The sequence below is a fragment of the Bacillus sp. MC1252 genome, assembly GCF_056838025.1.
In genome coordinates this window covers 1,173,701-1,185,410 of the sequence record NZ_CM166369.1, presented here as the reverse complement: position 1 = coordinate 1,185,410, position 11,710 = coordinate 1,173,701, and the positions used below count along the sequence as shown (strand labels likewise).

At 36.4% G+C, this 11,710-nt stretch carries 12 protein-coding genes and 2 pseudogenes; 4 read left to right on the top strand and 10 right to left on the bottom strand.

Annotated elements, in window-relative coordinates:
- Positions 1-33: 33 nt before the first annotated feature.
- The 4 genes and pseudogenes from ACYH0L_RS05915 to ACYH0L_RS05900 all read right to left on the bottom strand — a co-directional run bounded on the left by ACYH0L_RS05915 (position 34) and on the right by ACYH0L_RS05900 (position 2,972).
- Positions 34-336: a hypothetical protein gene (locus tag ACYH0L_RS05915; RefSeq protein WP_099727526.1), complete on the bottom strand. Its 303-nt coding sequence runs from the start codon at positions 334-336 to the stop codon at positions 34-36.
- Positions 337-1,223: 887 nt separating this feature from the next.
- Positions 1,224-1,361: an aspartate phosphatase gene (locus ACYH0L_RS05910; RefSeq protein WP_230031111.1), complete on the bottom strand. Its 138-nt coding sequence runs from the start codon at positions 1,359-1,361 to the stop codon at positions 1,224-1,226.
- Positions 1,351-2,485: pseudogene (locus tag ACYH0L_RS05905) on the bottom strand (response regulator aspartate phosphatase). Before ACYH0L_RS05905 ends, ACYH0L_RS05910 begins: the two are co-directional and overlap by 11 nt.
- Positions 2,486-2,798: 313 nt before the next feature.
- A complete protein-coding gene (locus ACYH0L_RS05900) occupies positions 2,799-2,972 on the bottom strand; it encodes a tryptophan RNA-binding attenuation protein (RefSeq protein ID WP_256499481.1) in 174 nt (57 codons plus the stop codon).
- A 394-nt stretch (positions 2,973-3,366) separates the two neighbouring features.
- Between ACYH0L_RS05900 and ACYH0L_RS05895 the strand changes: the two genes are divergently transcribed.
- The gene (locus ACYH0L_RS05895) at positions 3,367-3,984 is read left to right on the top strand and encodes a LysE family translocator (protein WP_256499480.1); all 618 of its coding nucleotides are present in this window, start codon (positions 3,367-3,369) and stop codon (positions 3,982-3,984) included.
- A 77-nt stretch (positions 3,985-4,061) separates the two neighbouring features.
- Here the strand turns inward: ACYH0L_RS05895 and ACYH0L_RS05890 are convergent, their stop codons facing one another.
- Both ACYH0L_RS05890 and ACYH0L_RS05885 read right to left on the bottom strand, forming a co-directional pair.
- Complete coding sequence (locus tag ACYH0L_RS05890) at positions 4,062-4,607, bottom strand: ClbS/DfsB family four-helix bundle protein (RefSeq protein WP_256499479.1); 546 nt, start codon at positions 4,605-4,607, stop codon at positions 4,062-4,064.
- 425 nt (positions 4,608-5,032) lie between these two features.
- The gene (locus ACYH0L_RS05885) at positions 5,033-6,190 is read right to left on the bottom strand and encodes an MFS transporter (RefSeq protein WP_256499478.1); all 1,158 of its coding nucleotides are present in this window, start codon (positions 6,188-6,190) and stop codon (positions 5,033-5,035) included.
- Between the two features lie 127 nt (positions 6,191-6,317).
- Here ACYH0L_RS05885 and ACYH0L_RS05880 point away from each other — a divergent pair, with 127 nt between their 5' ends.
- Together ACYH0L_RS05880 and ACYH0L_RS05875 are read left to right on the top strand one after the other, a co-directional pair.
- Positions 6,318-7,208, top strand: a complete 891-nt coding sequence (locus ACYH0L_RS05880) for a LysR family transcriptional regulator (protein ID WP_099727529.1) — start codon at positions 6,318-6,320, stop codon at positions 7,206-7,208.
- 16 nt (positions 7,209-7,224) lie between these two features.
- Positions 7,225-7,743 (top strand): GNAT family N-acetyltransferase, encoded by a 519-nt coding sequence (locus tag ACYH0L_RS05875; protein ID WP_099727530.1) that lies wholly within the window; start codon positions 7,225-7,227, stop codon positions 7,741-7,743.
- Here the strand turns inward: ACYH0L_RS05875 and ACYH0L_RS05870 are convergent.
- Positions 7,740-8,587, bottom strand: a pseudogene (locus ACYH0L_RS05870) (SMI1/KNR4 family protein). The gene ACYH0L_RS05875 and the pseudogene ACYH0L_RS05870 overlap by 4 nt on opposite strands.
- Before the next feature lie 177 nt (positions 8,588-8,764).
- On the opposite strand from ACYH0L_RS05870, the gene ACYH0L_RS05865 reads away from it, so the two are divergent.
- Positions 8,765-9,355: a type 1 glutamine amidotransferase family protein gene (locus tag ACYH0L_RS05865; RefSeq protein ID WP_106038834.1), complete on the top strand. Its 591-nt coding sequence runs from the start codon at positions 8,765-8,767 to the stop codon at positions 9,353-9,355.
- Between the two features lie 102 nt (positions 9,356-9,457).
- On the opposite strand, the gene ACYH0L_RS05860 is transcribed toward ACYH0L_RS05865, so the two are convergent.
- From ACYH0L_RS05860 to catA, 3 genes are all read right to left on the bottom strand, one after another.
- Complete coding sequence (locus ACYH0L_RS05860) at positions 9,458-9,637, bottom strand: RapH phosphatase inhibitor (protein ID WP_099727532.1); 180 nt, start codon at positions 9,635-9,637, stop codon at positions 9,458-9,460.
- Positions 9,627-10,745, bottom strand: coding sequence for a response regulator aspartate phosphatase (locus tag ACYH0L_RS05855; RefSeq protein WP_230030884.1), 1,119 nt, complete (start codon positions 10,743-10,745; stop codon positions 9,627-9,629). The genes ACYH0L_RS05860 and ACYH0L_RS05855 overlap by 11 nt, the downstream gene beginning before the upstream one ends.
- 231 nt (positions 10,746-10,976) lie before the next feature.
- Entirely contained in the window at positions 10,977-11,639 is a 663-nt protein-coding gene (gene catA, locus ACYH0L_RS05850) for a type A chloramphenicol O-acetyltransferase (RefSeq protein WP_230030885.1), read from the bottom strand.
- Positions 11,640-11,710: the final 71 nt, after the last annotated feature.

Sequence of the window (11,710 nt, the reverse complement as noted above, 5' to 3'; positions counted from 1 at the left end):
GGTTCATTCACATACCAAAGAATGTGACAATATTTAACTAGGGAACGTCACACTTTCAATTTTGTTCACATCTATTAAAGTAGGTCCCGTACCTCCTAATCCTGGGTCATTAAAAAATACAATGCCCGCCAATTGATTAAACGTGACAAAATTTCCTGGGCCATAAAAGAAACCTGAATCACCAACGATGCTAAGATCAGTACCTGGTGGAAGTCCCGCAAAAAGTCCACTAAATTTCGCTGTACTTGTACTAGGTGTAGATGATTGATTACCTAATCCTACATTTTGTGAGATGTTTAAGCCTAGAGCTGATAAATCCTGTGTGATATTTGCCATGAAAAAGCCTCCCTTTCTCTAATTTTATCTTTTATTCAATATAGTGTATTCCACTCTAAAGTTTTTGAATGAGTTTATAGTGGAGTTTTATAGGAGAAAAAAATGTAACACGTCTAGTGGAGGAGTCAACACAATCTCACTTTCAATACCTACACGAATGAGACAATGGGTGATGAAATAAGCTGTGCTGTTTTCACATAGTGGTTTTTCAAAAGATAAAAGCCATTCTTAATCCAAGAATAGCAATTGATCGTTTAAATGATTTTTGACCATCTAATTTTTAATCCTTCATCATATCTAAATTCTTTTTGCTGCCGTATGGTCCTATATTTCTCATATACACCATTTTCAATTTTGTAATTCAGATTTCCCTCCAACACTTATTGAAAGATTAGCCAATCATTCCTTACATCCATCGGTAACATCCTTTAAAATATCATGCAGTAGGTTATTAAAAATAAATGAATTTATTATGAAAAATACATATTTAGGAATTCCAATCTGATGGTTAGGTAAAAGATTAAGTAATCTCTTTTCTCTTTTATAAGATGTTCGATTTTTTTAAACAAAAAAGAACGGCCATTTGGCCGCTCACTTATTATTGATTTTGCTTGGAAGACTTAGTATTGATAAAGGTGACGATCAAATAGAAAATTGTTCCGAAAAACATACCATTTAACAAACTGATCACCAGCATCTTACTAATAAGGACAACATAATAGAACGCTGGTGTCCCATATTGAATAGGCTAATCATAAAGGTTAAAACAAATAATATAGTGGAAATCCTTCGGAATAATTTTGATTTTAACATTTTAATGACTCCGAATTCATGCGATATATTCAATATCACCCTTAAAATAAAAAGCCCCATTAAGGGCCTTTTATTTAAGCAGAATAACCGATACTTGCCGTATGACCTCTCCTTGCTTCATCATGACTTGCTGTCACTTCAGACGTAAAATAACTAACAACACTTATTACACTGATCATCATTAATACAACTGATAAAGTTTTAAATTTCATACTGACAGTCCCCCCGCTTCACTTGAGTTTGGAAATAAAGAATCTTCTCATAAAAAAGCATCGCATTGTCTTTATCTCCCAATTCATTATAATATTTTGCAGCATCTTTTGCTAAATCTTCAAGATCAGGATACATTGACTTTATTTCTAACAATTCCATTATTTTTTCCAATTGCTCAAAATTGTTGTCAACGTATAGTGATTTTAAAAACTTGAATATCAATAACAGAACATGATCTTTCAGCTTTTCAGATAGTTCCATGCCATTATTTAAAGCATATGTACCTAAATCCTGTTCTTTCTTTTTGAAGTAGGCTTTTGACAACATAATGAGTGGATCTAAGATTCTATTTAAATGCTCGTATCCCTGCTCTCTAAATGCGCGAATCGAGTCATTAAAATGAGTAATTGCTTATGCTAATTCTTTGTTATGAAAATAACTCAACCCTAAATTATAGAGCGCTGATCCTTTTAATCGTTTTGTTGAGTTGTCGGCGGCTTTTTCTATTGCGTGTTCAAAATGGGGTATTGCTTTTTCGGGGCAGCCCATATCTATATAGTTTAATCCAATGACAAAAGAACATTGTATTTCTCTTACTGTGTATGTATCTTTTTCTCTATAGCACTCTATCGCCTGGGCGATATGATGCATGGACATATGGGTTTGTTTCATGTGGTAATAGATTTCAGCCATTTTGTAATTGAACTCGGCACGTTCAATATCATCACTAACAAGAGATAGCTTTTTTTTCTGCTCGTTTATAGAAGGTAATGGTGTTTAGATATTCATAGTTTTCAAATTCGTACATGCCGTAGAAAAAAATGAAGTAATACTCAAGTAACCCTGTTAATTTCTCTTGATCCCTTTTGATCTTCATTGCGAGTTCCCTAAAGTTCGCCCGCTCTTTCCCATTTTCTAAAGGATTCAAGTAATCAAGCATTAATTTATGTCTGAACTCCATAAGTGAGAAATACAATAATAAATCCTGATTCTCTTCCATATGATCAAGCATTGATTTTATTTCTTCTTTATATGCCTCGGCGTCCGGTACGTTAAATCTTTGAATATGATAATACCATTCATTGATTTTCAAGCCCACGTGAGAAGAAAGCACTTTCTCCATCAGTCCTTACCCCCTCCTCCATTTTCCCTATAATGACATATATTATCATTCTAACCGAAAAGAAACCGCAAAAAAAAAGCCCCTGCAATGGAGTCATGTGAGTAATAGTCGTTTTTATAAGAAATTTTTCACAGAGTCATCTGTATTTCCTGATTGTGACAAGAAACATGCATTAGTAGCTAAATTCTCCATCAAATGTAGAGAGTCACTTTTTGTTTCGTCTTTCATTGATGATCTTCCGATTCAATTTTTCACCAGAAACATTCCAGCACGTTATATAAAAGGGTCGATAATTTATTTTACGGTAATGAAATTAAATATGCTTCTTCATAAAATGAAGTAATGTTTGGCCTAAAGCAGTGAGAATAACACCTTTCCCATCACATTTTGGACATATGATTTTTTCGTTTTTAATAGAAACATGACCTGTTCCATTACAATTAGGACAAATATGCTCTAAATCATCTGTTGATATAATAACTGACATGTCTTTCACCTCAATTTATCAAATATGATGTATCTTGATCAAATGCAATCTGAGTACAATAATATCTATAAACATAATAAGTCATATTTCCATTTAGGAATTAAGATATTACATTATAACATGGTTAAAATACTCAAGGAAGCTTTATCATTTGGAAACAAATTTGGAAACAAATATTGTAATAAAATGTTTAAGGATGAGAATACCATCCAGCAAGCAATCAAAAACCTCTTGACCAATAAGGCTTAACGTGGAATAAAGAGAAAGAGTATGCATTTTAAATAATGAATAGCTTTTCAGGCAATTTATACTGCGAATAAACTGTATGATACGTATTGCAATTTATACACTTGTGCGTTAATATGGATTATTACTTTTGAAAGGACGTATGGATATGAATGATCTTCTGACTTTTCTTCTACTTACCTTATTTGTCGTTGCTTCTCCTGGAGTTGATTTCGCCTTAATCACGAAAAGAACCATTGGTACTGGGAAATCTGATGGGATCAAGATGGCGTTAGGTCTAACATCAGGCGCTCTTATTCATACACTTGCTGCAGCATTTGGACTTTCCTTAATCCTAATGAAGTCTGCCTTAGCATTTGAAATCATTAAATATCTAGGCGCTATCTACCTCATCTATCTAGGTGTGTCTTCTTTCATTCATAAAAAAGAGAAAGACGCCCCATCTCATGAAGTCCAATCGCCAAAACATTCGGCTTTTAAACAGGGATTAATCTCAAATACATTAAATCCCAAGGTAGCTATTTTCTTCTTAACGTTTTTACCTCAATTCGTCACACCAGGATTGAATACAAGCTTTCAGTTTGTCGTAATGGGTTCAATATACGCGCTATTGTCTATATTGTGGTTTACAACGATTGTATTTCTACTTGGCTACATCAGAAAATTCTTATTATCAGCGAAAGTTCAAACAACAATTGATAGAATAACAGGTGTAGTGTTAGTAGGCTTTGGCGTGAAACTGTTGTTTACAAGTCCAAAACATTAGAGATCCAACCTAAACATTGAAACTAAGAAGAACCTGATTACATGTATGTAGTCAGGTTTTTTGAATGCTCTCCTATTTCAAATAGTAGAGCCATCCCTAGGTAGAACTTGTTTTAATCGTTTCCATTTACGAATTTGAGTACGGAAATTTTTAAAAGGGGCAACGGTATTCACATGAATAAATTTATAAACTGGCCAAACAGCCTTTGCTGTCGCATCATCCGCCCATTTTCGTTGATGAGGTTCAAACACTTCTTCTTCACTCATACGATCCAACATATCACAAATAGTTAAAACATTCTGTTTGAGCTGAGCTCTTAATGCGACTAGTGATTGGCAGGCATACTTCTCATTAAAATGAGAATATAATGTGCCAAGCTGATTCCATTTATAACCTTCTGCTGGCGTATGGACAACCTTTCCTTCAGTTTCGTGTTGCTCCCATTGAAGCAGCAGGGTTGTCCAACCAACTTGATAGGCCAAATTTTCTGCAGGAGTTCGGCTTACATCCTCTATTCGATCATCTTTCATTTCTTCTGGAATCATATTGAATTCTTCATCGTATTGATTGTACGTCTTCATGATTGCTTGCTTTAAAATATCCTTCGACTCATAGGTTGTCATATTATTCACCTCTAGTTCTTTTTGTGCAAATTTTTCTCGGAACATATCTTGCAAAAGTACAAAAAAATAACTGGAGCTCATGATACTGAATTATTCTATCGCCTTCTGTTTTACAGTCTCTATTATAATCAAACTCTTAATCGAGCAAAAAAGCAATAGCATTTCTGGTTAAATGAAAGTATCACTCGTGTTTACTCCTAAAACAACAAAAGAGAGGCAATACTTGCCTCCTTTAGTGACTCTATTATTTTGTGAAATATTCCATTATTGCGCAAACTCAATAAAGAAAAGCTATAAAAGCGGCTGCGAAAAATGAAGACATTCCTTACGTTCCATCATAAACAAGCACCCAGTATCTCTCCCCAGGCTCCCCTTCTTAAGCAATAAAACCTCCCCGTTTTGATTGAAATGTGAAGCAGCATGATTTAACTCGACACTTCTTCCTCTTTTCTACCTAATTTCATTGATAACTGAACGCCAATCATCAATGAGACAATGACGAGCATTGCGACAATGGAAGCTTGAAAATGTCCGCTTAGATCGAAAACCAAACCAATGAAAAATGGACCAAACCCGCCCATGATGTATCCTCCCATCTGCGACATAGCGGACCATGTACCAGCTTCCTCCGGTGTACGCGTCTCAATAATGGGCAGCATAAGTGCTAAAGGAAATAATCCCCCTGCCCCAATCCCTAGAAAAATGACGGCTGGCAAAATCGGCATTGGAAGTAGAAGGAAAATAAGGCCGATCAGTTCTGACACACTGCATAAGATCAGAAATAATTTCGGTTTTCCTAAGCGAGTGACGACTCCTGGAACGAGTAGTGCCACCGGAACCTGAATCAGTGTAAATATCGTCAGCAGCATGGCGGCATACTGTGGACTATTTCCAAAACTAAGGGCGATGGGTGAAATCCATGCTGTTAACGAATAGAACATGCTGGACATAAAGCCAAAGAACAAGGTGAATTGAATGGCTTTTTTGTTTCGCAGCGGCAGCCTTAGCGGTAAAACTGCATGATCAGCCTGTTGTTTTTTCCGAGCCAGCCCTAGCCATAAGATCAATGCGATGATCCCTAAAACCGCCCAGCAAGACAAGGCGAGCGGAAGGTTATGCTCACTGCGAAGATATATCGGAATGGTGAAGCCAGAAGCAAGTGCTGCACCAATCGTCATCGAAATAGAATAGACACTCACAATTCCCGGATTTTTCGGGAAATACTTTTTGATAAAACTAGACAACAAAGGTCCTGCAAAGCTAATCCCAACGCCTCCTGCAAATGCAGTGATGAGAAGGATGGCAACCGTTTGACTCGTCCCACGTAGTCCAGTAGCGATCGTGATGAGAAGAATCGAGAAAAAAAGCGTCCTCTCTAAACCAAAACGGCGGCTTAGTTTAGTTGCTACAGGCGCAAACACCCCCATACACAAGACAGGTAAAGTGGTTAAAAGACTTGCTGTCAGTGCGCTTACACCCAGCTCTGATTGAATCATACTCATCATAGAAGCCACAGACGTAATGATCGGCCTCAAGTTTAATGCAGCTAAAAATAAAGCGGCTAAATAAAATATTTTTTTCATAAATACTCTTCTTCCTCTCTCATCTTGTTGAGGTTACTTAGAGTATACGTCTGCCACATTCATTGATCAATACAATAATTCGTATTATGATGATAGTAAAATACTATCATTCGTGAAAGGATAAAATATGGACACTCGAAATATTACGTATTTTATGGCAGTATTCGAACATCTACATTTCACAAAAGCCGCTGAGCATTTAGGGATATCACAGCCTACACTAAGTCAGCAGATTCGACTGCTTGAAGCAGAACTTGGGATGCCGCTCTTCGATCGAATCGGCAAAAAAGTGGTCGCAACCGAAGCTGGTTCTCTACTTTATCAATATGGTATGAAAATGCTTCAAGCTGAAAGAGATGCGAAAAATGCCATGAAAGAACTGTTATCCGAGAAGCGAGGAACCGTTCGTCTCGCAGTACTCCCCTCCGATCTTGACTTTCAGCTTGTTCCGCTTTTCGTAGAATTCAAAACACATTATCGCGAAATCAATCTGAAAGCATTTTCAACCATATTCGTTCGTGAAGAGGTGCTTTCGCATAAAGTGGATCTCGGCATCGGGCTGCGAGGGCCTGCGGATAAGCGTCTCGTTCAAATTCCACTTGGAAGTGAGCCCTACGAATTATTTGTTCATTCAGAAAGTGATCTAGCCCAAAAGAGTGAAGTGACATTGGAAGAGCTGACGCAGCATGCTTTGGTCATGTATCCGAAGGGATATCTAGGAAGGGATTTAGTAGATGACGTATGTAAAGAACAGGGAGTTGAACTGGACACCGTCATGGAAGTTGGGTCCGCATCTTCATTATTGCAGCTGGTTGAAGCCGGCATCGGTGCAACCATTCAGCCGCGAGGGTTGCTGCAATACCATTCGACGTGGCCAAATATTGTATCGATTCCTATTGCTGATCCGGCACCTGTTCGTCACTTAGAATTAACTTATTATGCAGATCGATTTGTCAGCAAAGCACAGCAGCAGCTATCTGAATGGCTGACAGACTTTTACAAATCAAAAACAAACTAAAAAATGAGGGTAAAACATGAAGAATGCAAACAGCATATTCACAAGGACAAACCGGGTAGTTATTCGTCAATTTGATCTGCAAGATATTGAAGCATTTTATCAGTACCGAGCAAATCCCTCTATTGCAACATATCAATCTTGGGAAAACTATACGTACGAAGAAGCTGAATCATTTGTTCAACATCAAATGACGCAAAAACCTAATCAACCAGGGACATGGTTTCAATACGCCATTGCCTTATCTGAATCCAATCAGCTGTTAGGAGATTGCGCCATTCATACACTTGACAGTGAGCCCAGAAACGTTGAAATCGGATTTACTCTCGCACCTGAATATCAAGGAATGGGACTATCGTTTCTTCCTCATCATTGCGTTAGAAATGAGTTAGAGCAAGGAACATTAAAACAAATTTCGATAGATCCATCCATCAATTTCAACATCAAAATCGAGTTCATTTATAAAAAAGGAAAATCCAAATTAGTTTTCATTGATCAACTCAAACAGTTTTTTCAAGAATTAGATCAAGCTACTTAAAAAAAGCCCTTTTTAGGGCTTTTTTTCACTGGATGAATGTCTTCTCCCAAAAAGACGGTACGAGGCTCTCCACTATTCTCTAGAAACTCAGCAATTTCTTGCAGCTCTTGATTGATACGGTCATTCCTTGGCATAACCGGGTTTAACAGAAGGATGGAGTGAATCGTTGTCGCTGCTTCATACAAGACATGTTGATCTTTTATCTGTTGAATGCATTTTTTCATACGATCAAAAAACCATTCGATCTCTTCCATTTCTTCCATCGGATAATGTGCCATTTTGAAGAGATTCTGCTGACAAAGGTCTTGCCTCTCAAATATGAGTTCAAGCTCTTCTTTACTGACATACAAATCCGAAGATTCCTCCTCAATTTCTACTACTTCGACCATCGCATCTTCAGCTGTATATAATTTCTTAATGAATTCATCAAAAGTATCTGCCAGCTTAAAATCTACTTCCATCTCTAAATCAAAATAGTGAATAGGAGGATGTTCCTTCGTTTCTCTATAATCCATTGCGATCCATGTATCTTCTTCTCCGCTGATGATAATAAGTCCCTCAGGCAGATCCAATTCATCACTTAACTGGGGACTATTCATGATGCCATCATCTTTGGCGATTCCTCTTAGATGGTCAAATTGAACATGATCCTCAGCCCATGAATTCGGCTGTTCAGTTGGAAAAGCATTACGAACTGTAAAGCCGCCATTCCATTCTAAAATGAGCTTTTGTATGTATCAGGTAAAGTGACTCCAAGTGTTCCCTCTGCTTCACGAATTTGTTCCTCATCTATGTTTTTTAACGTAAAAGGACTCTCTTCTTCTTTTTCCCAGAATGATTTCAAAGTGGGTGCCTCCTCGTATCTATTGAGATAAGTATAACATTGACCAACGATTCATTTGCTCATTTTATACACTTACTGTCACTTTGAAATTGATATAATAAAAAGAAAGATCACAGGTCCATTTAACAGTGGACTCTCTATCATTATGTTAAAAACGAATCTAAGGAGCGACAAATGATGAAAAAGGTGTTTTTTCTTCTATTAGATGAGTATGCTGATTGGGAAGGTGCTTATTTAGCCTCTTCATTAAATCAAAAGGAAGATTGGTCAGTTTATACTATTTCTTTAGAGCAAATTGTTCGTTCAATAGGTGGTTTTAAAACAACTGTCGATTACATCATAGGATCAGAACCTGACCATTTTGATTTGCTCGTGATGATTGGTGGGAACTCCTGGGGTGATGACAGTAAAAAGCTTTTACATTTCGTTGAAAATACATTTCGTCAAAACATTCCGGTAGCGGCGATATGCGGAGCAGTGGATTATTTGGCAAAAAACGGATTGTTGAATCATCATAGCCATACGGGGAATTCTGCTGATTTATGGAGAGATGACGAACATTATGAACCGACCTGTGAGTTCATAGAGAAACAGGCGGTAAGAGATAAACAATTGGTCACCGCAAATGGAACTGCCCCGATTGAATTTACTAGTTTAACTTTAGAAATGATAGAATTTGATACTCCTGAGAACATTGAAAAAATAATATTTATGAATCGTTATGGTTTTTATGAATATTGTCATAAGTATGGAAATCCTTATGCTTAATAAAGGTAGAAGATATCTGTGAAGGTTTTATTATAGGCCTTGTTGTTTTAACATGTTTCCCAAAAAGAAAACAGACCTTAAGAAGGTCTGTTTTCTTTTCATCTATACGTTTTGAGATGCTGTGTTTCGATCGATTTTTTGTGGAATGAAAGTTGTATTTCTATTTGAATCTTCCATTGTTGTATTTCGATTTGATGCTGGTTTTATCGTACTAGATGCTTCATATACACCTGCACCTAGAAAGATTATAGAGCTTATAATAATCATTTTTTTAATACTCATAAAGACACTCTCCTTTTTGAATATTTTGTTGGGCTTGAAATGCCATCCTGTAATATTCTGTTGCTTTCTCAAACTTTCCTCTTTTTTCATGAATAACTGCAAGATTTTTAGTGAATTCTTCTACGAAAACAAACAACTGCTTTTCTTCAAATGTCTGAAGCATAGCTTGAATCTTATCCTCATCATTACTTTCATATGTAGTTCTTATAGAACGTATTAATAGAATTTCGTGCGGGTTCTCTTTATGAGAGATCAGTTTCAAAGCTTTATCCACTAATTTGGATGCTTCATCAGTTTTTCCTGTCTTATATAGCGCCCAACAAAGGTTAACATATATGACCGATTTTACATCGTCCATACCATCTTCTGATATTTCAAGGGACTCTTGATAATATTGGATAGCCTTTGCATAATCTTGTTTTTTTTCATAATTGTTTCCTATATTTAAAAGTACCTTGGCAATCAACCTTTTATCCGCTATTTTTCCAGCGATGGAACAGGCTTTATTCAGGTGTATTAATGATTTTTCATACTGCTTAAAATCATCATAATTTCCTGCTATTACAAATAAACATTGAACTGTTCTAATCTTGTATAACTCATACTGATCGTAAATTTCAAGTGCCTTAATAATGTGATGCATGGAAACATGGGTTTGTTTCATAATATAGTAGGCTTCAGCCACCTTGAAGTGAAACTCCGCTTGCTCAATATCATCTACAACCAGTGCGAGCTGCCTCTCAGCGATCTTGTAATATTGAATGGCCTGTACATATTCTTTTATACTGAACTCATACATACCACGAAAAAATGCGTTATAATAATGCAGCATGCCGGATAATTTATGATTTGAATTTTCGATTTTATCCACTAGGTCTGCAATGGATAAAGACCGTTGCTCTGAAGGTTTGATATAATCAAGCATAAGCTGATGTCGAAAGCACATCAATTGATAATAAATGAGTAAATCTTGATCCTCTTCCATTCGTTCAATTTCTTGTTCTACCTCAGCTTTCAAAATCTCTGCATCAGGTACACTGAATTGCCGAATCATTTTATACCATTCATTTATTTTCACACCTACATGTGAAGAAAGAACTTTCTCCATCCCTTATTCCCCTTTCACTAAACTCCCTTATATTACATTTATTATCACATACAGGAATTTACAAATCACCGAAAAGAAACCGCAAAAAGAACAATTGAGAAACTTAACATGATTGCCTTGTTGCACACCAATAAATCTTTAGCCCATTTACATTATCATCACAAAACAAAAAGGCAGACTCATTTCAGTCTGCCTTCATCTTCTAGATTTCCATGGGAACACCTTTTGTCTTCAGGTAATATGCAATGAATCATTTAACCACTCTTCACAATGTTTTATAAGCCACCTCAAATATTCCACATATTGACCGACGTGATAGCCATCACAAACAGCATGATGTACTTGAATGGCGACTGGTAAGATGATTTTTTCTTCTTTCATCTTAAATTGACCTAACGTAAATATTGGCAGTAAATAAGTTTCATCTGTAGATACATTAAGATGAAAAGAAGTGAAATCAATCCACGGTAGACTTGAAATATTGAACATGTTTTTTGGCATATGAGGTTTTGGAAATAGTTTGCTGCTTTCACTAAATGTTTCAATGTCCGCTGCACAGCTTTTATAAAACTGAGCAAAGTTTTCGTCATAAGGCGTCCAAATACTTGAAAATGTCTTCGTTTCTTTATTTAAAATCGTATAACTAGGATGGAGAAGTTCCCAGTAGCCAAGTTCATCGTTCACTTGATCCATTCGAAACTCTCGTATTTTTTGCACAGCTCTTGCTAACAAATAAATTTGCACAGGATATACTTTTAGCTTTTTTTCTTTCAATATTGAATACAATGTCGTGATGTCTAGATCAATCACCAGGCTATATGAGCATTGAGTTAACGTCATATAATGATGAAAGTGCTCTTTTCGCGGGTAATTTTCGTCTATTTGTTTAAACATTTTTTATCTCCTCCTGAATGTGATTTCATGTATTCAGGAGGAGACTTTATCTGTTTTCACCACCACAATCA